The 21,498-nt window shown below is 42.4% G+C and carries 20 protein-coding genes; 10 read left to right on the top strand and 10 right to left on the bottom strand.

Translation table 11 applies throughout. From position 1 onward, the window contains the following. Nucleotides 1–10 precede the first annotated feature (10 nt). The 5 genes from V7O64_RS02490 to V7O64_RS02470 all read right to left on the bottom strand — a co-directional run bounded on the left by V7O64_RS02490 (nucleotide 11) and on the right by V7O64_RS02470 (nucleotide 4,248). Entirely contained in the window at nucleotides 11–2,095 is a 2,085-nt protein-coding gene (locus V7O64_RS02490; protein WP_407356458.1) for an adenosylcobalamin-dependent ribonucleoside-diphosphate reductase, read from the bottom strand. Between the two features lie 163 nt (nucleotides 2,096–2,258). Further along, on the bottom strand, nucleotides 2,259–2,519 hold the full coding sequence (locus V7O64_RS02485) for a hypothetical protein (RefSeq protein ID WP_407356457.1): 261 nt from the start codon (nucleotides 2,517–2,519) through the stop codon (nucleotides 2,259–2,261). Nucleotides 2,520–2,552: 33 nt separating this feature from the next. Further along, complete coding sequence (locus V7O64_RS02480) at nucleotides 2,553–3,296, bottom strand: protease inhibitor I42 family protein (protein WP_407356456.1); 744 nt, start codon at nucleotides 3,294–3,296, stop codon at nucleotides 2,553–2,555. Nucleotides 3,297–3,595: 299 nt separating this feature from the next. Then, nucleotides 3,596–3,919, bottom strand: coding sequence for a DUF6951 family protein (locus tag V7O64_RS02475; RefSeq protein ID WP_407356455.1), 324 nt, complete (start codon nucleotides 3,917–3,919; stop codon nucleotides 3,596–3,598). Nucleotides 3,920–3,930: 11 nt separating this feature from the next. After that, nucleotides 3,931–4,248 (bottom strand): DUF6951 family protein, encoded by a 318-nt coding sequence (locus V7O64_RS02470; RefSeq protein WP_407356454.1) that lies wholly within the window; start codon nucleotides 4,246–4,248, stop codon nucleotides 3,931–3,933. Nucleotides 4,249–4,465: 217 nt separating this feature from the next. Between V7O64_RS02470 and V7O64_RS02465 the strand changes: the two genes are divergently transcribed. Together V7O64_RS02465 and V7O64_RS02460 are read left to right on the top strand one after the other, a co-directional pair. Then, nucleotides 4,466–4,882 (top strand): DUF6951 family protein, encoded by a 417-nt coding sequence (locus V7O64_RS02465; protein WP_407356453.1) that lies wholly within the window; start codon nucleotides 4,466–4,468, stop codon nucleotides 4,880–4,882. 33 nt (nucleotides 4,883–4,915) lie between these two features. Next, a complete protein-coding gene (locus V7O64_RS02460) occupies nucleotides 4,916–5,248 on the top strand; it encodes a DUF6951 family protein (RefSeq protein ID WP_407356452.1) in 333 nt (110 codons plus the stop codon). 351 nt (nucleotides 5,249–5,599) lie between these two features. Here the strand turns inward: V7O64_RS02460 and V7O64_RS02455 are convergent, their stop codons facing one another. Further along, on the bottom strand, nucleotides 5,600–6,004 hold the full coding sequence (locus V7O64_RS02455) for a carboxymuconolactone decarboxylase family protein (RefSeq protein ID WP_407356451.1): 405 nt from the start codon (nucleotides 6,002–6,004) through the stop codon (nucleotides 5,600–5,602). A gap of 97 nt (nucleotides 6,005–6,101) precedes the next feature. Further along, nucleotides 6,102–7,013, bottom strand: a complete 912-nt coding sequence (locus tag V7O64_RS02450; protein WP_407356450.1) for a DMT family transporter — start codon at nucleotides 7,011–7,013, stop codon at nucleotides 6,102–6,104. Between the two features lie 124 nt (nucleotides 7,014–7,137). On the opposite strand from V7O64_RS02450, the gene V7O64_RS02445 reads away from it, so the two are divergent. The 5 genes from V7O64_RS02445 to mtaB all read left to right on the top strand — a co-directional run bounded on the left by V7O64_RS02445 (nucleotide 7,138) and on the right by mtaB (nucleotide 14,697). Beyond that, a complete protein-coding gene (locus V7O64_RS02445; RefSeq protein ID WP_407356449.1) occupies nucleotides 7,138–7,506 on the top strand; it encodes a VOC family protein in 369 nt (122 codons plus the stop codon). Nucleotides 7,507–7,707: 201 nt separating this feature from the next. Then, on the top strand, nucleotides 7,708–8,472 hold the full coding sequence (mtaC, locus tag V7O64_RS02440; RefSeq protein WP_407356448.1) for a methanol--corrinoid protein MtaC: 765 nt from the start codon (nucleotides 7,708–7,710) through the stop codon (nucleotides 8,470–8,472). Between the two features lie 258 nt (nucleotides 8,473–8,730). Then, complete coding sequence (locus V7O64_RS02435; protein ID WP_407356447.1) at nucleotides 8,731–11,904, top strand: PAS domain S-box protein; 3,174 nt, start codon at nucleotides 8,731–8,733, stop codon at nucleotides 11,902–11,904. Nucleotides 11,905–12,542: 638 nt separating this feature from the next. Beyond that, nucleotides 12,543–13,328, top strand: a complete 786-nt coding sequence (gene mtaC / locus V7O64_RS02430) for a methanol--corrinoid protein MtaC (RefSeq protein ID WP_407356446.1) — start codon at nucleotides 12,543–12,545, stop codon at nucleotides 13,326–13,328. After that, nucleotides 13,318–14,697, top strand: coding sequence for a methanol--corrinoid protein co-methyltransferase MtaB (mtaB, locus tag V7O64_RS02425; protein WP_407356445.1), 1,380 nt, complete (start codon nucleotides 13,318–13,320; stop codon nucleotides 14,695–14,697). The genes mtaC (V7O64_RS02430) and mtaB overlap by 11 nt, the downstream gene beginning before the upstream one ends. A 454-nt stretch (nucleotides 14,698–15,151) precedes the next feature. On the opposite strand, the gene V7O64_RS02420 is transcribed toward mtaB, so the two are convergent. Then, nucleotides 15,152–15,508, bottom strand: a complete 357-nt coding sequence (locus tag V7O64_RS02420; RefSeq protein WP_407356444.1) for a hypothetical protein — start codon at nucleotides 15,506–15,508, stop codon at nucleotides 15,152–15,154. 133 nt (nucleotides 15,509–15,641) lie between these two features. After that, nucleotides 15,642–16,760: a ribosome small subunit-dependent GTPase A gene (gene rsgA, locus V7O64_RS02415; RefSeq protein WP_407356443.1), complete on the bottom strand. Its 1,119-nt coding sequence runs from the start codon at nucleotides 16,758–16,760 to the stop codon at nucleotides 15,642–15,644. A gap of 286 nt (nucleotides 16,761–17,046) precedes the next feature. Here rsgA and V7O64_RS02410 point away from each other — a divergent pair, with 286 nt between their 5' ends. Beyond that, on the top strand, nucleotides 17,047–18,363 hold the full coding sequence (locus V7O64_RS02410) for a M18 family aminopeptidase (RefSeq protein WP_407356442.1): 1,317 nt from the start codon (nucleotides 17,047–17,049) through the stop codon (nucleotides 18,361–18,363). Between the two features lie 94 nt (nucleotides 18,364–18,457). After that, entirely contained in the window at nucleotides 18,458–19,213 is a 756-nt protein-coding gene (locus tag V7O64_RS02405) for a class I SAM-dependent methyltransferase (RefSeq protein ID WP_407356441.1), read from the top strand. Nucleotides 19,214–19,304: 91 nt separating this feature from the next. On the opposite strand, the gene V7O64_RS02400 is transcribed toward V7O64_RS02405, so the two are convergent. Then, nucleotides 19,305–19,628 (bottom strand): Rieske (2Fe-2S) protein, encoded by a 324-nt coding sequence (locus V7O64_RS02400; protein WP_407356440.1) that lies wholly within the window; start codon nucleotides 19,626–19,628, stop codon nucleotides 19,305–19,307. A 264-nt stretch (nucleotides 19,629–19,892) separates the two neighbouring features. Here V7O64_RS02400 and V7O64_RS02395 point away from each other — a divergent pair, with 264 nt between their 5' ends. After that, on the top strand, nucleotides 19,893–21,200 hold the full coding sequence (locus V7O64_RS02395) for a hypothetical protein (protein ID WP_407356439.1): 1,308 nt from the start codon (nucleotides 19,893–19,895) through the stop codon (nucleotides 21,198–21,200). Nucleotides 21,201–21,498: the final 298 nt, after the last annotated feature.

Raw genomic sequence — 21,498 nt, 5'->3', positions numbered from 1 at the left:
AGTTAAGGTTTTACAGAGCGCATTCCCGACCTCCCGGTTCCCCGCAGTATTCAGGGCCTGCTACAAGCCCTTCTTCCTCTTTCCTCAATCCCTCTATCACCAGCACCTGCCTGTTCTTGCTACCGTAGCGGTAGACCGTTATCCCCTTGCATTTCAGCTTATAGGCCATCATATAGATCTCTCTGATATCATCCATAGTGGCGCCAGCCGGCAGGTTCACGGTCTTGGCAACGGCATTGTCCACATATTTCTGGAAAGCTGCCTGCATCCTGACATGCCATTGAGGCTCAATGTCCAGGGATGTGACAAATAATCGCTTTATATCTGCAGGTATATCCACTATGTCCTTGAGGGTACCTGTCCTGGCTATCTCTATCATGATATCGGTGTTGTACAATCCCCTGTCCTTTGCCATTCTTTTAAACACCGGGTTCACTTCCAGCAACTGCGTGCCCATGACATTCCTTACAAAGGACAAGGCAAAGATGGGTTCGATACCGGAACTGGTATTTGCTATCATGCTTATTGTCCCGGTGGGAGCCACTGTATTGATAGTGGCATTTCGCATGGAATGATATTCTTTTTCCCACATGCTGCCTGTAAAATTAGGGAAAGATCCTCTTTTTTCACCAAGTTCTACTGATCTTTTGACAGATTCTTCCCTGATAAACTGCATTACCCTTTTGGCAGTCCTTATCGCTTCTTCCGAATCATAAGGTATCTGAAGTATGGCCAGCATCTCAGCAAAGCCCATCACGCCCAGGCCGATCTTACGGTTGTTCCTGGAGATATTTTCGGTCTTCTCCAGAGGATATCTGTTTGCATCGATAACATTGTCCAGGAAATGCACTCCAAGCCGTGTGGTCTCACCAAGCTTCTCCCAGTCTATGTCACCATTTTTTATCATCCGGGACAGATTTATAGATCCCAGATTGCAGGATTCAAAGGGAAGAAGAGGTATCTCACCGCACGGATTGGTGCTTTCAATGACACCTGCATGGGATGCCGGATGTCTTTGGTTTATCTCATCCAGAAAGATCAGACCCGGATCTCCGGTACGCCATGCCATGGTCACTATCAGGTCGAATACCTCCTTTGCCCGTACTTTTCCCGTACTTTTCCCGGTCCTGGGATTTATAAGGTCATACTCCATGTCCTTTTCGGCTGCTTCCATGAACCGGTCAGTTATACCCACAGAAATGTTGAAGTTGTCAAGAGATCCTTCATTTTCCTTGGAAGTTATGAACTCTATGATGTCCGGATGGTCTACCCTGAGGACACCCATGTTCGCTCCCCGCCTTTTACCACCTTGCTTTATAACTTCAGTGGCCTTGTCAAATATACCCATAAAGGATACCGGCCCTGAGGCAACACCCATGGTAGACCTTACCATATCCCCTGCTGGCCTTAGTCGTGAGAAGGAAAAACCGGTCCCTCCGCCGGACTGGTGTATCAGGGCCATATTTGTAAGAGCAGCAAATATGTCCCGCAGAGAATCCTCCACCGGCAGAACGAAACACGCGCTCAGTTGTCCGGGCTCAGTACCGGCATTCATAAGGGTCGGGGAGTTGGGCAGGAATTCAAGCTTTGACATTATCCTGTAGAAATCCTCCTCTGTTCTTTTTACATCTTCCCCATATCTTTGATCTATGGAGGCTATGGCCCTGGCCACCCTCCTGAACATATCAGCGGGAGTTTCTGTTATCTTACCTTGCAGATCCTTTAGCAGATATCTTCTCTCCAGGATCCTGATAGCATTGACACTAAGCTTAAGTTCATCCCGCTCAACCCTCAAAAGCTTCTTTGTTTGCCTGACCTGTGTTCTTTCCTGACGGTATAATATGTAAGCCCTGGCCACCCCGGTGCATCCGTTCCTTATCAGGATCTCCTCCACGATATCCTGCACATCTTCCACACCAGGGATACTGCCTCTGAACTTGTCCTCAATGGTCTCTACGACCTCAGAGGATACTTTCCCGGCCAGGTCTGTGTCCTTTTCCCCCTCCGCCAGGAAAGCCTTGTTTATTGCCAATGTGATCTTTTCAGGTTCAAAAGCTACGATCCTGCCGTCCCTTTTTCTTATATGTTCTATCATGTGTCCCTTATCTCCCGTTTTCCCCTCAAAAGCATAGTTCGTATTTAAGGTCAGCAAACCTGAATCGATTGTTGAAAGACATAGCAGGCATGTTTAAATGTTAATATAAATAAAATAAAATAAAAAAACTATGTTAAAAATTCAAGCAAAGTAGTTTTGCAGTCTATTTGTTTTTATCTTTCAACCCCATTCTTTCCTTCTTTTTCATTTCCTCATCTGTTGGGAGATTATCACACCATGCGTCTATTTCAATATCATCGGCACTCTTTGTGCCGGTGCTTTGCCCGGGTATTGTGCACCACGCATCTATTTGTTCGTCAAGTTCGGGAAGCTCAATATCCTCTGTCTTTTTTCTATTCGTTTCTTTATTATTATTATTATTCTTATTACTATTATTCTTATTACTATTACTTTTATTATCCATCAGATGCCTCCGATCTCAGTCTTTTTGCGTTTATCACTGTTTTTCACTGATCTTATCAATGGTCCTTATCTCTACTATCTGTCCCCACATGTGGAAACTCATGAGATCATTTCGCGGGTAAGCAACAAATTCCACTTCCATGCCGTCAATTCGGAGCTGCTCTTCAAGGTTAATTGGATCATAACGTGCTTCATCTGCAGTTATTATTCCGTAGAATCCACCCTCAAGTTCAATATACTTCACAGTTGCGCGGCTCTTTATCAGTTCCTCCTCTGGAAGGACAATGATGTTCATTTCAAACGTTTCTTCGGTTCCTGTTACCTCTTCCCACGGACGCATGTAAACTGCAGAGATAGTCTGCTCTCCCGTATCTGTCACTTCAAATGTCCACTGGTGCACCCCGCCTGCACCGACAAGGCCTTCTGTTCCGGCTTCCTGTTCATAGCTGTCATCTTTAAGTTCAAGCCCTTCACTGTATGTCATGTTCCATGAGTAACCGGTGCTTGGATTTTCCCGGAGTTTTATAATGATGATGTCATCCCGAATGGCATGAGCAATGCTCTGACTGTCATTTTCAGAATATGTATTTGTGATCGGCTCAACAATGCCTGTGATGTCATCCTGTGCAGATGTCTCATCAGTACCTGGCAGTTCATCCTCAGGTCCCTTATCATCGCTTGCCACGCATCCGCAGACCAGCAGTGCAATTAAAATCAATGCCATAAAAGCCGATAATTCCGTGCTTCTTTCCTTCAAGCCTTTCATCTTTTCCTTCATGTCTTTCATCTCCTCGTAATAACATTCTAATTAAACTATTGTTTTCCAACTATATACGCGTTTATTTGACTACTGACGGTTTTGCAGTTATCATTGGAGAAGTGGCTCTTTGTGGTCGATATAGTGCTAATGCGAGCATCACATGAAATAAAGTATGAAACGAAAAAGAAGAAGAAGGATCTTAGGTGAGACCAGTTAATTACCGATCATTTACAATAACGACAGATCGTATTGGTTCCTTTTACTTATGCTTGATGCCAAAGTCATTACTTGCTGGCCTTGTGTTATTGTTCTTTTTTTCAGGTCTCATCAAACTCAATGCTGACCCGCTCTGATTTTTTTGACAGGCTTTTGGATAGCATACCTGTTTCCATGCGGCAGACATGAAGCACTCCGGCAGGTACCAGGCAGATAGGAGTACACTGTGCTTCTTTTGCCTTATCGATGACATAATTATCCTTTATATCAAGTGTTTCCATCATGGGGACTTCCATGTGCTCCATCTCCTTTATTTTCTTACAGGGCGTATCGATGTCGATAATTATATTCTTCCCATCTAACGTTCCTGTGATCTTGTGTGTAAAACCACATACAGACGAATTTACTCTTACCGTTGTTGTCATCTTATTCCTCATTATTCATTGAATTCGATACTGACTCTTTCTGATTTTTTTGCAAGGGTCTGTGAAAGCATTCCCAGTTCTATCTTACATACATGCAAGACACCTGCGGGTACAATGCAAGTTACGCAACAGCTATCTTTTGCCTGATCCATCACATAATTCTCTTTTATGTTCAGGGTTTCTTTCTTTGGAATTTCCATATGAGAGATACTGGCTATTTTGCTGCAATCAGACTCTATGTCCGTGATGATATGCTTTCCTTCAAGGTGACCGGTGATCTTATGTTTAAATCCGCATATTGCTGAATTTACATTTACTTCAGATGGCATGTTGTTTCCTTCCCTTGTTTTTAAAGTATTATTAATTATAGTTGTCGATTACACCGTTGTATCAGGGTATTTTTAAAACTTTGTGTCTAAATTCATAAATGACTTATTTTCAGCAGTTCCGTTCTCAGAATAGAAGCAAATTCCAATCAGCAAGTTTAAGTAAATTCGTAATTCAATACTTATTATAAATTGCACAATTTGGTTTACTTGCAAGCTGATGCTTCCGGACAGATCAGGACTTGTGGGCAGTAAGTTTTCCTTCATGCAGATAGATTGGCCCGATCGGGGAATGGTGGTAGTGGTGACAGTTATCATTTCGCTGGAAAATATATGCAGGAACAGGACAAGCGTATTAGCTCAGCAGGAAGGCAAAAATACGCGTATCTTTGTGAATACGACCTGTGAGAAAATTAAAAAATGGGGTAACGAATTCAATCTCCCAAAAATCGATCTGATGAACAGGGATGTATCCTTTGACCTGCTTAACAGGAAACGGGAAATGTATTCCATATGCAGTAATTGCTATGTGCCTCCAACAGTCATGAATGCATTCTGGATAGAGAATGAAAAGATCCCCAAAGATATTGCAACGAAGTACAGAACCATGAATATCAGGTTTGAAGAGATCAGTTAATCCTGATAACAGGAGAGTTAAAGAGGATAAGACATGGTTGTAACAATGTCAGTAAATCAGTTATGCGGGCATAAAAGCCTCGTGACAGCTGTTTGCAATGCCAGGAAAACACATGTCCATATTGAAACGGACTGTCCGAAATTACAGGAATGGGGTTGTGATTTTGATCTTCCCAATGTGGAGATGTCCCAGCAGAATATCCCTTACTATGAACTGCTTGTAAAGAGCATGAAGAAGGATATATGCGATAATTGTTATGTTCCGCCAACTGTGATGAATGCATACTGGGTGGAAAACGAAAAGATATCAAAGGGTCTGGCAATGAAAATTGCAGAAATCCCAATAATCATCGAAGAGATAGAATGAGTCATCCCAATTACTGATTTTCATTGGGAATATTAAGATGCTCTGCAGGGTTGTCTTCATATCAGTGCCTGTTTTCAGCCTGAAGATATATGATATATAATACTCAGGTATCTGGAATGTATTCCGCATATCATCAGGCTTCTTTTTTATGTCCCTGGCGTAATTGTCATTATTGCATTTAAGCTACCCTATATTCGAACTTAGTGTAGTTCAGTTCATTTCAGTTTAGTTTAGTTTAGTTTAGTTTAGTTTATAGGAAAGGAGAATGATATTGCATAATTTATATATTAATATTCTTATCTATTTTACTTATTATGTATATAAAAATAATCGCTATTATTTTAAGCGATTTTATTTCTCCTCATCACCGGCACAGCTGCAGCAGACGTTTCCTTTCAGGATCTCTTTCCAGTCACCCAGAATATCATGTGTCCAGCAGTCATCGGCTCCTGCTGCTTCTCTCATTGTGAGTGCGAGTATATATGAAAGTTCTTTTACTGTGGCACCTGCCTCAAGTGCACCTTTGAAGTGTTTAAGCACGCATGGTTTTGACCTGGCCTTGATGGAAAGGGCAAAACACAGGAACTGATATGTTTTTTCATCGATTGGCCTTTTCTGGGCATACATTTTGTCGATCTCATCAAGTTTTTCGGTAAACTCGGGGAAGAACTCTTCAAGCATTCTCATGGTATTGTCTCCGGTTATTATATAATTAACACTGTTAACTCTGCACATATCACCTGAATTGAATGACATGTACTTCAAAATATGTTGAAATACCTATATATAATTAATTATTTGTCTTAGGAAAGAACCCTTTTTGAAGATAAAAAAGAACCCTTTAAGATATGCATCATACCTGAACACGGAAATATTTTCCGAATATCCTGGGGCTCTTTTCTGTTATGGCAATGTAGGCACCAAGTAAAATGAATATACACCCTATTATTGTGTTTGCCATCAGCGGTGTTTGCAGAATGGTGTAATCAAAAAAGATACCGCTGACCGGTTCTATCAATGCCAGTATGCTTCCTTTCTGTGCTTCTATCTGTGAGATGCCGTTTATGAACAATAGTGCAGCCATTGTGGTATTTACAACACCGAACAATACAAGCATGCTAAGATTGTCTGCAAATGCCCGGACCGGAACTCCTCCGGCAAAGGGCAGGAGCAGTATAACACCTATCAGGGTATACCAGAATATCAGGGTCATGCCTGTATATTCGTCTTTCACATAACGAACAACTACAATAGAGCTTCCAAAAGAAAAACCCGAGAGTATTCCTGCTGCAACTCCTATCAGGTACCAGCTTCCAATCATCTGTCCTGCAGCTATATTGTTTATGTCCACAATGAACAAAAGACCGATTATAGAGAGCACCAGGGCAATTATCCCGTTTCGCCTGATGCTTTCTTTGAGTATCAATGGTGACAGCAGGGTAACATACATTGGTGCGGTATAAAGCATAAGTATTGCAACTGAAAAGCTGGTATACCTTATGCAGACAAGGTATGTGAAAAGCGTTGTAGTGTTAATTATGCCAAGCAGTAAAAGAAATCTTTTCTTTTTGCGAGGAATTATCCTGGACAGCTTTCCGGTGATCATCATGAACAGAAACAATGCAATAACACCAAAAAGCTGTTTATAGAATATCAGCGGGCCTGTAGGTATATCCTGCAGATAGAAAACGAAAACACCCATCAAACCAAACAGAACAGAACCCGTAATAAGTTCTGCATATGCTTTTTTTGGTCCGGGGTTCATCAGATTTGCAATGGCAGAATAGGCTATAAAGGATTTGGTGCATTGCCGCAAGCAAAGTGATCAAGCAGAATAATGAAGCAAAGTGATTAATAGTTTTCAGTCCTATATTTTCCGGAGGTTATAAATGCCAACATTTGTTCACATGGATATACCAACAGATGACCTTGAACGTGCAAAGAAGTTCTATTCTTGCGTTTTTGACTGGAAATTTGAAAGACCGTCTCCTGAAATGGAATATTATCTCTTTGAAACGACCGGTATCGATGGTGAAAAGGGTGTAGGTGGCGGAATGGGTCTTCGTGGTGAGCCAGAGCAGAGGATTGCCGGCTATATCGGGGTACCATCTATAAAAGAATACTCCGATAAGATAGAAAAAGCCGGGGGCAAAGTGATAAACCAGATGCCTGTTCCGGGATGGGGTTATCTTGCTATCTGTCTGGATACCGAGGGAAATCTTTTTGGCCTGTGGGAAGATGCCGGGAATGAGGACTGAGTCCTGATAGCAAAGCGTGTATCTGAAACTATTATCATTTTTCTATTTTCCCTTTTGTCCTAACGTCAGCTTTACATAGCAGCTTTGCACTAAAGCTAGCCGTCAGTAAATGTGCATATAATATCAATTATTAAGTCTGATCCATTAACAGTAAACAGACAGGCACAGTACGTAAAACGCAACCCAATTTAAGGAGGCTCAATGCTGGATATAGATCCATCAGTTATCCTTGTCAGGTACAACGTCAAACTAGAGAGTGAACTCTCTGCGGATGAAGTAGCAAGAGATCTTTTTCCTCCGGACCTACTGCTGCGCAATGTAGTAGAGGCAGTCTTTGAAGGTGATGAAGATGAGGTCATCGCTGCCCTTAAAGATGCAGTTGAGGCAGGAAGGGATCCAATTTCCCTTATCGACGATGCTCTGATGGCCGGAATGGATATAGTGTCCCAGTTATACGATGACGGACTTCTGTTCCTGCCAGATGTGATAATTTCATCCCATGCAATGAGTGATGGGATCGAATATTGTAAACAGATATCAGGGAAGATCCATGAATACAAGGGAACGGTTGTTTCCTATGTTGTGGAAGGGGATATTCATGACATCGGAAAGAAAATATTAACAGTCCTTTTAAGATCCAACGGATATGATGTCATAGATCTGGGAAGTGATGTACCAACGGATGAAGTTATCCAGGCTGTGCTCAGATACAGGCCTATCATGCTTACAGGTACTTCCCTGATGACTACGACAATGTACTCTTTTATGGAAGTCAATAACCGTTTACTTGAGAATAACATAAAGATACCGTTCATATGTGGAGGTGGTGCGGTAACGCAGGACTTTGTGATGAATTACGAACTGGGTATCTATTGTGAGGATGCTGCACAGGTGCCAAAGATCGCAGATCTCATACTCAAGAAGAAGAGTATTGAGGAATTAAGGGAACTGTTCCATATGCATTGAGGTTTGCGGAAACAATGAAGGAAATTGACAGGTGGCTCACACCTAAAGATTATATGTTCCTCTTGTGTAGATTGGATTGAAGGAAGTACGAAATTCAGATGAGAGCCAGATATTAATCTGTACTTTTAATCTATTTAATGTCTCCTTTTTTGCCCGGTTGCCTGAGAATGTGTGTAATGATATGTCTTTCATATAATCATATATGATATTTCGAGATTTACATCTGTAATTATATAATAAATACACTTTATGTCGTAAGTGCATGATAATAATCCAACGGGAGGCCAGATAATCAGCTGCAAAGATCCACTGGAAACCAGACATATTTCATGCCTTAAGGCTGAGAAGCTCAGATCTGCCGGAAATGTCCTGTCTTTTCTATGGACAGGCACGGTAAAAAGGCCATTGATATCGGTTTCAGAAGAGATATCTCTTTTAGGTTATTTGCCCGGGGATTTTATTTCGGGTGAGCTGACATATCCGGATATTGTTCATCCTGATGATCTTCAGGAACTTGAGAAGGATTTTGCCTGTTTCATATCTGAACCTGAAAGGAGATATTTTTCATCCGGATACAGGATCCTGTCAAAAGAAGGCCGTATATTAAATGTAACAGAAAGGACCTTCAGAATTCCACAGGAAGGCTTTGATCTGATCCACGGACTTCTCTTTGTGGAAGACGACCCTGGAAACGGAAAAGCCAGTGATGTGAAAAACGATTACTGCAAAAAAATAGTCGATAAGCTCCAGAACCCACTTTTGGTGCTGGACCGCAAATTCCATGTAATCTATGCCAACAGATACTTTTATGAGCTTTTTGACATTAGTCCGGCAGACGCGCAGGGATGCATTTTCTTTGATCTTTATCAAACCAATGACAATATGTCCCGATTGAGGCATCTTCTTGAAGAGAGACTGAAAGGCGGGACTTCCTCTGAGAGCCTTGAAATTGCTTTTGATATTAAAGGTGCTGTCAGGAGGGTATTGTGCCTCAGTGCACAGAGACTTGATGCAGCAGAAAATGAAGATTGTTGCATCCTTCTTTCCATGGAGGATATCACTGTTCAAAGAGAAGCCGAATCCCTTCTTAAGACATCAGAGGAGAAGTATTCCACACTTGTGGAAAAAGGAAATGACGGCATCATCATCATCCAGGATTGGATGCTGAGCTTTGCCAATTCCAGATTCTGTCTTATGACCGGGTTTAAAAAGGATGAACTTGACAGGCATGACTTCTTTGCTCATCTGCCAATGGAATATCATCGCATGATAGGCAAGCGTGTCAAAAAGGTGCTGAAAGATAAAAAAAGCATCAAGAGAAATGATGAAGTGGAATTTCTTAAAAAAGATAATTGCAGATTCCCTGCAGAGATAAGCCTTTCCTATATTTCATATGAACACAGGCCTTCTGTAATGATGACTGTCAGGGACATATCGGAAAGAAAGAAAGCAGAGGCAGAACTTAAAGCTTCCGAGGAAAAGTATTCCACACTTGTGGAAAAAGGAAATGACGGTATAATCATTCTTCAGGATGGGATGTTCAGGTTTTCAAATACCAAATTCTCAGAATTGAGCGGTTATTCAAAGGAGGAATTGCTTGGCACTGTTTTCACTGATCATGTACCAGTGGATTATCAGCGCATGGCAGGTAAACGTATAAAAAAAGTGTTGAAAGATCGCCACAGCATCCGTCGCAATGATGAGATAGTGTTCCTTACAAAGACAGGTGAGATCTTCCCGGCGGAGATCAGCCTTTCTTTTATAGTATATGAGGAAAAACCCTGCGTTATGATGGCTGTCAGGGATATCTCTGACAGGAAAAAGGCGGAAGCAGAACTAAAGGCTTCCGAGAAAAAGTACTCCACACTTGTAGAGGAGGGAAATGACGGAATTATCATAGTTCAGGATGATCTGCTCATTTTTGCCAATACGAAGTTCTGTGAAATAACAGGTTTTACCAGAATGGAAGTCCTACGAAGGCCGTTTGAGGATTTCCTGTCAATGGAATACAAACGCTTTGTAATGAACAAGTTCAGGAGAAGCCTTGAAAAGAACCGTAAAGCTTCGTTTAAGTATGAGATCGAACTGGTCTCAAAGAATGGAACTAACACGCCTGCCGAAATAAACTCCTCGATCATAGATCATGAAGGCAGACCTGCAATAATGGCCATTATAAGGGACATTACAGAGCAGAAAGATAAAGAAAGGGAACTTCTCGAACTAATTGAGGTCCAGAAAGTCCTGGAAACAGTCATAAAAAGTAGTCCGGCCGTTGTATTCTTCTGGATACCTGATGAGGACTGGAAAGTGGAGTTTGTCTCAGAGAATATATCGCAGTTTGGTTATGATGCGAATGCTTTTATTTCAGGTGAACTGTTTTATGGTGATATTGTACATCCTTCGGATATGGAAAGGCTCACCATGGAGTATGATGTGTTCTCAGGGGAGGATAACCTTTCATTTGAGTATCGTATACTTACAAGGTCCGGTGAGGTTCGCTGGGTTGATGAAAGATCTGTGATAAAACGGGATAAGGAAGGTAATGTTCAGTACATACAGGGTATTATTGTTGATATTACCGAACGGAAGAATGTCAAGAATTTCATGCAGATAGGCCCTGATATAGGAATGTTCTTCAGTCCGCTTGGTGATGTCGGGGATATGTTCTCTCAGCTTGTGGAACTGACTGCCAGCATGGGCAATCTTGATTGTGGTGCTCTTTACCTGGTTGACGGGGCTACCGGTGACATGAACATCGTCGCCCATTGCGGCCTGTCTTCTGATTTTGTTAAAAGCACAAGGCATTACAGTGGCAGGTCCATCAATGCACGCCTGCTTAAAACCGAATATCCTCTTTACACACGATATTATGAACTGACTGCCATGATACCGGGTGAAAAGTCAAGCTATGAGGGTCTGGAGGCCACGGCTTTGATACCCATCAGGTATGGAATGGAGCTTGTGGCAATATTGATGCTTGCATCACATAGTGCTTATGATGTTCCTTTTGCAGTCCGGGATTCATTGGAAGCTATCTCTTCCCAGATAGGTCCTGTGATCGGCCGCATGCGTGAACAGGCAGATGTGCAGAAGAGCATAAGGAATCTGCAGGTTATATTTGAATACATGGAAGAACTTGTTTTCATGCTGGATGGTGATGGGTGCATAATTTATGCAAATCCGTATTCCTGCAAAAGGCTAGGGTATACTGAGGATAAACTTACAGGTTTTAATCTGCTTAATCTCTATCCGCAGAAAAAATTCCTGGAAGCAGCATCTGTTCTGAAAGAGATTCTCAATGGCCGGGCAAATGTTTGCAGGATACCTTTTGAGGCATCTTCCGGGGAGATCATTTCTGTTGAGATGCGTTGTTCAATGGGGCAACTTGGTGACAGTCCGATAACGATATGTGTATCCAGGGAAAATCCATGATCTATGTTGTTGTTTTTTACATATGTTTATATTCATGCCTGTTTTTATTAAATGATTCTTACTGGATATTTGCAATATTTTTGGTACATGCCATGGAATTATTGTTTGTTTTTGAAGTCAACTTCTTAATTGATCGGTTACTCTTCTAATTTTATTGAGTACACAGGTAAAGTTGGAAAATCAATTCTATTTAAAGTTTTCTTTTTATTTGGTGGTAACTTTTTTTTGAGAACGAAACATAGATCATATTCAGTATCTATGGAGTTATTTTTGTATTATTGATCTGCTTTTTCTTATAATATGTATTATTTACAATACATTATTTTTTATATGATTAAAAACTGATATCACTCTAATGATAATATATAAACATTTGCTACTTCTTTTTCTTAGTATAGTTTAGTAAGATAGTGTCTTTTTCATAAAAGGGCTCAGTTGACCTAATTTACTACTTTTATATTATATGTCTTATTTATTATATACCGTGTATCTTATATATATGAACACATTCAACAGAATGTTTATATATGATTAATATGTGCATGTTTTGAGGTTCAATTGAACCTCTTGTGTAGATTGGATTGAGCTTGATCCAAAGCTCAGCTAGCTAAAATACAATGAACTGAAGGAGGTATAGAATGTTAATAGTAGACAAAGAAGGTATCCTCATAAGATACAATGTTAAAATGGAAAAAACAATGACCCCCGAAGAGGCAGCAGCCGAACTCTATCCAAAAGATGAGTTATACAAGGCTATTGCAGAAGCGATCTTTGAGGGTGAAGAAGATGACGTTATCGAAGGTCTTGAAGCAGCTATTGCAGCAGGCAAGGACCCAATTGCACTCATCGACGATGCACTTATGGTAGGTATGAAGGTAGTCACAGACCTTTACGACCAGGGTGTCATCTTCCTTCCAAACGTAATGATGTCCGCAGATGCGATGCTTGAAGGTATCGAATTCTGTAAGGCTGAATCAGGTGCAAGCCCTGAGACAAAAGGCAAGATCGTTGTACACGTTGCCGAGGGTGACGTACACGACATCGGAAAGTCAATTGTCGCAGCTCTGCTCAGAGCAGCAGGTTATGAAGTGGTCGACCTTGGTCGTGACTGCCCGGTCGATGAAGTTATCGAAGCTGTAAAGAAGGAAAAGCCAATGATGCTCACCGGTACAGCACTTATGACAACCACAATGTACGCGTTTAAGGAAGTCAACGACCGTCTTGTTGAGGGTGGACTCAGCCTTCCATTCGCATGTGGTGGCGGAGCTGTGAACCAGGACTTCGTTGAGACATATTCACTTGGAGTATATGGTGAAGAAGCAGCAGATGCACCTAAGATGGCAGATGCTATCCTGAAAGGCGCAACTATTGCAGACCTGAGAGCTAAATTCCACAACCACGGAGGTGACAAAAATGGCAATTAACAGATTCACAACAATGGCTTATGCAGAAGCTGACGAGATGGTATTCGGACGCGCAAAGAAACCTGTGAAAGCAGGTCTTGGCCTTGAGATCGGTGCAGGCTACACAACAGCAGAAGTAAACTACGCACCAAGGCCGGAAGCAGGAGAAACCAAGGAGAAGCTCGTAAACGAGTACCAGAGGATCACAAAGGACATCATGGCAAGAATGGTCCAGGTCGGTTTCCCATCCGTAGTACTTGAGACAGAACACGTCCAGCAGATGACAAACAATCCGGAATGGGGAGCAGCTGTTGCACACGCACAGAAGACCATCATGGAAGAGTACAATGATGAATACGGGATCAAATGCGCACTGAGACACACCCCGGGTGACATCAGGGAAAACAAGGAATTCCTCGATCTCAGAGGCGACAAGATGACAGTGGTCATGGAGTCCTTTGATCAGGTCGCAGAGAGCGGCGCAGACCTCCTGTCCATTGAGTCAATGGGTGGAAAAGAGATCTTTGACTACGCAGTACTCAGGAACGATGTTCCAGGTATGCTCTATGCTATCGGTTGTCTTGGTACCATGGACATGAGCTACCTCTGGCAGGAGATCGCAAAGGTTGCACAGCAGAAGGGAGTAACCGCAGCCGGTGACACAGATTGTGCACAGGCAAACACTGCAATGTTCATTGCAGGTGGTCTCCTTGACAAGAACCTTGCACACACCCTTGCAATCGTTGCAAGGACCATCGCAGGTGCAAGATCACTTGCAGCATACGAATCAGGTGCAACAGGCCCGGGTAAGGACTGTGGTTACGAGAACATCATAATAAAGGCGATCACAGGTATGCCAATGTCCTTTGAAGGTAAGACATCAACCTGTGCTCACTCTGATGTCATGGGTAACCTCATCATGCAGTGCTGTGACCTCTGGTCAAACGAGTCCGTTGAATACCACGGTGAATTCGGTGGTACAACCGTACAGTGCTGGTCCGAGTCCCTCAACTACGACTGTGCACTCATGAACACTGCACTCAAATCCGGTAACGAGAAGATCCTCAGGGACCTCCTTATGGCTTCTGACAGGTTCAGAGATCCGCAGTCCTACATCCTTGCATATGACAACGCATACAAGGTAGGAGAGGCAATCGTAAAGGACGGCGAGGACATCTTCCTCCGTGCAAAGAATGCTGCAATGGAATGCTGCAGCATCCTGAACACCTCCGAGGGTCTTGAGATGACAAAGTTCGAGCTTGGCGCACTTGCAAAGGCAACCGCAGAACTCGAGGCACTTACATCAGAGTCCGAAACATTCGCAACCGAATGCATGGAGAAGTACAAGGCAGAAGTTCCAGTCTTCAAGCCAGAGAACTACGGTCTCTAAACGCAGAACTAAAAGGTTTTCTTCGGAGAACTAAAGCAAATAGGGGTTTTACCGATAAGGTTAAAACCCTTATTTCACATTAACAAGCGCTTTCACAATCATTGCTTTACCAATCATAGGTCAAAATTATATCCGCAATACAATTCACAGGCTTTACAGATGAAAAACAGACACAACGCCATCAATTCTACCTCCACCTCCACAACCTTCATTTTTATGGCATGTGCATCAGCAAATATTCTGTAAAGCCTTTGAAACCTTCACATCAGTCAAGTGTTTTAGCATCTTTCTTTGTATCTGTTTTTCATATCTGTTAGCTTATATGCTATCCTTTTGGTCCGGGAGATGCAGGTGGTCCGGGTCTTTGGAACGATCTGTCTGGAATGATAAAGCCTGCTTTAAAAAAGAATAATAAGTTTAAGGATTGGTTTAAGATTATGGCTGATCCGGTAAATCATAGTTTTCTGAACCCGTATTCTCCTTTCCTTTTCTCTATAACATCACCGACTTCCCATTCAGGACCAAGTTCCATTCTCTTAACCTTGCCGTTGTCCATCCTGACATAGGAATAGGTCCTGTACTGTTCGTAAGTTGTGACGTTATCATTCTCGTCATATTCCTTCTGTATGTATTTTTCCTCTTTCTGCTCTGTGATGGTGCCTCTCCAGCTGTCGTTGAGTTTCTGCCGGTATAATACAACCCCGAAGGATACAGCAATAGCAGCTCCCAGGGCAGCCAGTGGCTCTCCTGTGAGTACATATACTATTGCCACAAAGACCAGTGCAAAGATGATTGCTACGTATTTTGCCATGATACCACCAGTTTGGGTAGGATTATATATATTAAAATTGGATTCATTTAATTAAATATAATGTTTTGCATTGTGTTTTTTTGATGGTGGATGGTATTTTTCAGGCCTGTACCTGCATACATCATTCTCCGGGTCAGCTTCTTTCTTTGTATTCCCTCAGTTTTCTGGCACTTACCTGCATTCCTTTGTATTTTTTCTTTTCAAGTCTCTTTAATCCGATATCTGCCTTTTCTGCCTGGAATGCAATTTCAGCGGTCAGTTTATGGTAGCTTTCCAGTCTTTCCACTGGAATGATGCCTTCATCAACGGCTTTCTGAATTGCGCACCCGGGTTCTGTATTATGTGTGCAGTCCTTGAAACGGCAATCCTGTGCTAGCCCGATGATATCCGAAAAAGCTTTATCCAGTCCGCTGCAGCTGTCTCCAAGCTGGATCTCCCGGATCCCCGGGTTATCAATGATAACCCCTCCTGACGGAAGCAGGAACAGTTGCCTGACAGTGGTTGTATGCCTTCCTTTCTCATCGTCTTCACGCACAGCTTTTGTGGCCTGTACGGACCTGTCAAAAAAAGCATTTATCAGGGTAGACTTTCCCACACCCGATGAACCGATAAGTGCCACAGTCTTACCTGGTCCTGAATAAGGTTCAAGCAGATTGACTCCCTCCTTTGAAAGAGCACTGATGGCAACAACCGGTACGTCACCAGCAACAGCTTTTATTCTTTCCACTGCTTCTGCAGGCTCATCTGCCAGGTCTATTTTATTCAGCACGATCACCGGCTGTGCCCCTGAGGAATACACAACCGTAAGGTAACGTTCAAGTCTTCTCGGATTCAGATCTTTTCCTGCCGCCGTCACAATGAAAATAGTATCTATATTTGCAGCGATCACCTGCTCATCGCTGCCATCGCCCGCAGCACCCCTTAAAAGGCATGTCCTCCTGGGTAAGATGTTAACGATAATGGATGAGTTGAGTTCCGGCTGATTGAGAAGAACCACAAAATCCCCTACAACCGGCTGCTTACCTGTCCTGAGTAATGCGCCTGAGATTCCCGCTTTTATTACCGGGTCGCTTGTGTCTGCTGAATATGCTGTCAGGACATCACATACCGTCCTGTGCCTTGATATAACCCTCCCGGCAAGGTATGGACCCGCATAGGCAGAAAACGCAGATTCCAGTTCCCCGCCCCATCCCGGAATTCTGATATTACCTTCACTGACTGTGGACAGGAGATCTTCATTATTAGCTGTCATATGGAATTGTTATACCTCAAAACTGAAATAATTATTGTATCCCGGGTTTGACATAGCTGCTATGCTGTTATCTACTATGATGTTATCTACTATCATGTTATCTACTATGCTGTTGTCTACTATGCTGTTGTCTACTATGATGTTATCTACTATGCTATTATCTACTATGCTATCTACTATACCATTATCTACTTTAGTGCTAAAAATGGTGTGATATAAGGAAAAACGTTTAAAGTCCATTACAAAGCTGAATGTATAATGGGCACCATTAAAAAGGGTGGCAAATATGGATCAGATAAGGAATCATATCAGGGATTATATCAGTGACTTTTTCGGGTTTATGAAAAAAGCGACAACATCCGTTCAGACAGTGGATACCATAAGAGAACGTCTGGAAGCTGAAGGTTTTATCGGACTGGAAATGAATGGACCATGGACCCTGGATCCATCTGGAAAATACTATCTGACCCCCTATCCTTCCATGCTGGTTGGCTTTAGTATCGCAAGTGGCAGATCTCCGGCAAAAGGAGTGAAGATAATCGCTGCTCATACGGATAATCCAGGATTCAGGATAAAGCCCGAGCCTGAGGTGAACAGTGAAGGAATGCTGACACTGAATGTGGAACGGTATGGCGGTCCCATTCTGAATACCTGGTTCGATCGTCCTTTATCCATTGCCGGAAGAATAGCTGTGAAGTCCGACAAGGTTCTAAAGCCCCAAGTCATTCACCTGGATCTTCAAAGACCTGTACTTATCATCCCCAATCTGGCCATCCATATGAACCGCGAGGTCAATAAAGGAGTGGAGATCAAGGTTCAAAAAGATATGCAACCACTCCTGACCCGGCTGATAGAAGATGAGGTCAGGGATAATTATCTGCTGGACCTGATTGCGCAGGAAGCCGGGGTTGATCGTGAAGATATCCTGGACATGGACCTGAGTGTCTACTGTAGTGAAGAAGGTATGCTGCTGGGCTCAAAAGAGGAATTCATCTCCTGCCCGAGGATAGACGATCTGTCCATGGTGTATGCTGCGATGCAAGCTCTTACAGAGTCACAGCATAAGGAAGGGATCAACATGGTGGCATTCATGGACAATGAGGAGATTGGTTCTGCGACCCGGCAGGGTGCTGATTCTGTGATGCTGAGCAATATTGTGCAAAAGATCCTTATGGAAGTGGCTGGAGGGGAACAACAATCCATCCATCAAAAGATGAGCTTCTTTGTTATCTCGGCAGACGGGGCTCATGCTTTACATCCCAATTACAGTGAAAAGAGTGATATCACTAACAAGCCGGTAATGAACAAAGGGATGGCTATTAAAGTAAGTTGTAACCGTTCCTATGCATCGGAAGTGGAAACCATTGCAGCTTTTCAGCAGCTGTGTGACAAAGCCGGTGTGAAATACCAGAAATTCGTGAACCATTCAGACCAGCCCGGAGGCACGACCCTGGGTCCGTTGCTTAGCAAATATATGCCTGTTCATGTGGTGGATGCAGGTGTGCCGATGCTGGCAATGCATTCAGCCAGGGAGCTGATGGGTAAACAGGACTTCCTGGATTCCATCAGGATATTCAGGACATTTTTCCAGCTGGAAGAGTGATATACAGACTGTGGGAAAAGTCAGACAGAATACCCTGAAGACCTGCAAGAGAGAGGACCAAAAAAACTTTTATTTATGATCCTTATCTGTACCTATGGAAGAATCTGTGATTTTTGAGATATTTGATGGTTTACCGCGTCAGGGTCCCGGTCTTGATGAGTGTACTGAAAAAGCCTTCAGCCTGATCCCGGCCCTCAAACCCGGCATCAGGATAGTGGATATCGGTTGTGGAGCCGGTATGCAGACCCGGCATCTGGCAAGGATATGTGATAAATGTCATATCACTGCCGTTGATATCTATGAGCCATACCTGGAGCAACTGATAGAAAAAGCCAGGGAAGAGGGAATCGCTGAGAGGATATCCGCTGTTTGTGCTTCCATGGAAGACCTGCCTTTTGAGGATAAAGAATTCGATGTCATCTGGTCTGAAGGTGCGATCTTTATCATGGGTTTTGAAAAAGGACTGCAATACTGGAAACGCTTCCTTAAGGATGAGGGGTTCATGGCACTGAGCGACGCTGCATGGTTCACTGATACTCCTTGTGCGGAGCTGTTTCAGTTCTGGCAGGAATGTTACCCGGCCATGAAGACAATTCCTGAGAACGAAAAGATAATTGAAGCTGCCGGTTATCGTGTAATTGACCGGTTCAGGCTGCCGGCTTGTGCATGGTGGGATTATTTCTATGCTCATCTGGAGAAAAGGCTTGATGAAGTCGAAGAAAAGTTCAAGGGCAATGAAGATGGAGAATCCACAATAGCTTTTACAAGAAAGGAAATAGAAATGTTCCGTAAATACCAGGACGAATACGGATATGTCTTTTTTGTCCTGCAGAAAAAGTCGCAGGAATAGGGATTTGTAGAAAACCTATTAGCAATGATAACAGGAAGATCTGATCGGACTAATATCCAGTCTTCTTTTCAGTATCGGCTCTTAAGCACTTTTAAGCATAAATCTCTATATTACCATCTTCCACACGCGTCTTAAAGACCTCTACTTTAGGGTCCTCCATATCAATGTACTCTCCTGTATCCACGTTCTCCCCGGTGCGTATGTCAAAGCCCCAGTTGTGGCAGGCACATTTTAGCACATAATCGTCCAGGGTGCCATTCTTGAGCGGACAGCCTTCATGCGGACACTCGTTCACAAGCGCATAGACTCCGGAGTCCTTTTTTATCATGGCTATCTGTCTGTTCCCGGTTTTCACAACCTTGATCTTTCCTTCCTTCAGGTCTTCTTCTTTTATGGCAAATATCCAATCCGGCATATTTTCACTCCCTCATATATTTTAAGGTATTTTTAAGATATATTTTAAGATATATTGATTCATCAGGCATTGTTTACCTGCCTGCGGCCATAGATCTAATGGCATATTGATCTTAATAAAAAGCACAGTTTTCCGGCTATAAATACTTAATGTTGGATGATTGATATAGGACGAACTCGTAAAATACATAAACCTGGAAAATAGAGAAACTAAGACAAAATAATTTTAAATAAATGTATTGAGGCTTTAAGCCTCTAGTTAACAATGATATATTCCAGACCAATAAAAGAACTGGTAAAAGACCACCTTTCAAGAGATATTTTGAAGCTTTGGATCACAAGGATCACGTTCTACCTTGTTCTATTTATCCTTATTTTTGGGATATCGCATTTTATTGTATTGCAATTTGGCCCTGATGACTATGATATGACCAGTGCACAGTATATGATCAGTGCACTGATACAGAGTGAAGCAGCCATAATGGCCATAATAGTCACATTAAGTCTTGTGGCCGTGGAACTTGCTTCAAGTTCCTATTCCGTTAGAATGATGGACCTGCTTAAGGGATATAACCCTGATTTCTGGATACTCGTGGTTATTTACATTGTATCCATGATCTACGGATTATTCGTTCTCAAGTCAATAACAAATGAGAACATTGTTGATATTCATTTTCGCATCTCATTTGTATTCCATATAGGAGTTTATTCATTCCTTATATTGTTCCCTTATCTCTTCGTGACATTGAACATGCTTAAACCTTCAACATTGCTTGGTATGCAGGCCATGAAGATAACAGTCGGGAACATAACAGCAGCCATAGGTTCGGATACCCGCAATACCCGGGAAAAAGATCCCATACAACCGATCATCGACATTATAAGCAGTTCTCTTCTAAACCATGACTTTGAAACCACAAGGAACGGTCTGAACATCATAGGAATGCGTGCCAGGGAGATATTCGTATACAACGATCTTAAACCTACAGAGAGAAAAGTACTTGCCTATTATATCTTTTCACGCCTGGCAAGATTTGGAAAGTTCACTTTGAACCATAGTGATGAAGATGCCACATTCATTGTGATCAGAAATCTTGAGATCCTGTGGAAGCAGTTAGAGAAAAGTGACCCGGCTGAATCTGTATTACAGGCTTCCTCATCTCTTGAACAGATTGGAACAGTTGCAGCAGGACATCATCAGAAGAATGTACTGTCTGCAGTAATAGACCATCTTTATTATATTGGCCAGAAAGCACTCGATAAAGACTATGACGGAGAAGCTTCAAGGATTATAGATTCTCTCAGGTCAATTGGTATTTCATGCATGGCGCAAAGGGCAGATCCCCTGATCCTTGAGGAAATTATCAATTATATCGGTAAACTGGGAGCAAAAGCATCAAAAGGCGGGCAGACATCCTCTGTATCTCAATCACTTGATTCCATGAATGCTCTTCAGCTTCCAATGGAACTCATAGACACACCTGAATACCAGCGACTATCAATGAAAGCGGAGCAAATATCAAAGACAATTGATCCAAAGACAATTGATCAGGAAAAGAGCAATTTACAATGAGCAAATGTTAAAAATAGTCCGGATTAGGGCTGTGTAGAAAACCTATTATCAATAATTTGTGAACCGCAGATACACTCACCTCTTACAGAGTTGAGTGCCTGCTAAACTCCGTTTAGCAGGTAACGCTGATGCACGCAGATATTTTTCATCTGTGTTAGCTGCTGAACGGCTGTTTAGTAGTCACTCAATTCCATAGGAGCTGAGTGTATTCGTACTCATCTGTTGTTTGTTGATAAAGAAAGGATTTCTACAGAACCCGAATTATCATTCTTTTTATGATATACCGACAAGCTTAATT

It is taken from the genome of Methanolobus sp. WCC5 (assembly GCF_045690325.1).
GTDB lineage: Archaea > Halobacteriota > Methanosarcinia > Methanosarcinales > Methanosarcinaceae > Methanolobus.
The sequence above is the reverse complement of the archived record's forward strand: the minus strand, read 5'-3'. Positions and strand labels throughout refer to the sequence as shown.

Bases quoted from the DNA above. Each gene is read 5' to 3' on its own strand.
- V7O64_RS02475 (WP_407356455.1), bottom strand. From the start codon at position 3,919: ATGACAACAACGGTAAGAGTAAATTCGTCTGTATGTGGTTTTACACAC.
- V7O64_RS02480 (WP_407356456.1), bottom strand. From the start codon at position 3,296: ATGAAGGAAAAGATGAAAGGCTTGAAGGAAAGAAGCACGGAATTATCG.
- V7O64_RS02460 (WP_407356452.1), top strand. From the start codon at position 4,916: ATGGTTGTAACAATGTCAGTAAATCAGTTATGCGGGCATAAAAGCCTC.
- V7O64_RS02400 (WP_407356440.1), bottom strand. From the start codon at position 19,628: ATGCCGGATTGGATATTTGCCATAAAAGAAGAAGACCTGAAGGAAGGA.
- V7O64_RS02470 (WP_407356454.1), bottom strand. From the start codon at position 4,248: ATGCCATCTGAAGTAAATGTAAATTCAGCAATATGCGGATTTAAACAT.
- V7O64_RS02395 (WP_407356439.1), top strand. From the start codon at position 19,893: ATGATATATTCCAGACCAATAAAAGAACTGGTAAAAGACCACCTTTCA.
- V7O64_RS02420 (WP_407356444.1), bottom strand. From the start codon at position 15,508: ATGGCAAAATACGTAGCAATCATCTTTGCACTGGTCTTTGTGGCAATA.
- V7O64_RS02465 (WP_407356453.1), top strand. From the start codon at position 4,466: ATGCTTCCGGACAGATCAGGACTTGTGGGCAGTAAGTTTTCCTTCATG.
- V7O64_RS02450 (WP_407356450.1), bottom strand. From the start codon at position 7,013: ATGAACCCCGGACCAAAAAAAGCATATGCAGAACTTATTACGGGTTCT.
- V7O64_RS02405 (WP_407356441.1), top strand. From the start codon at position 18,458: ATGGAAGAATCTGTGATTTTTGAGATATTTGATGGTTTACCGCGTCAG.
- V7O64_RS02410 (WP_407356442.1), top strand. From the start codon at position 17,047: ATGGATCAGATAAGGAATCATATCAGGGATTATATCAGTGACTTTTTC.
- V7O64_RS02485 (WP_407356457.1), bottom strand. From the start codon at position 2,519: ATGGATAATAAAAGTAATAGTAATAAGAATAATAGTAATAAGAATAAT.
- rsgA (WP_407356443.1), bottom strand. From the start codon at position 16,760: ATGACAGCTAATAATGAAGATCTCCTGTCCACAGTCAGTGAAGGTAAT.
- V7O64_RS02455 (WP_407356451.1), bottom strand. From the start codon at position 6,004: ATGTCATTCAATTCAGGTGATATGTGCAGAGTTAACAGTGTTAATTAT.
- mtaC (WP_407356448.1), top strand. From the start codon at position 7,708: ATGCTGGATATAGATCCATCAGTTATCCTTGTCAGGTACAACGTCAAA.
- V7O64_RS02490 (WP_407356458.1), bottom strand. From the start codon at position 2,095: ATGATAGAACATATAAGAAAAAGGGACGGCAGGATCGTAGCTTTTGAA.
- mtaC (WP_407356446.1), top strand. From the start codon at position 12,543: ATGTTAATAGTAGACAAAGAAGGTATCCTCATAAGATACAATGTTAAA.
- mtaB (WP_407356445.1), top strand. From the start codon at position 13,318: ATGGCAATTAACAGATTCACAACAATGGCTTATGCAGAAGCTGACGAG.
- V7O64_RS02445 (WP_407356449.1), top strand. From the start codon at position 7,138: ATGCCAACATTTGTTCACATGGATATACCAACAGATGACCTTGAACGT.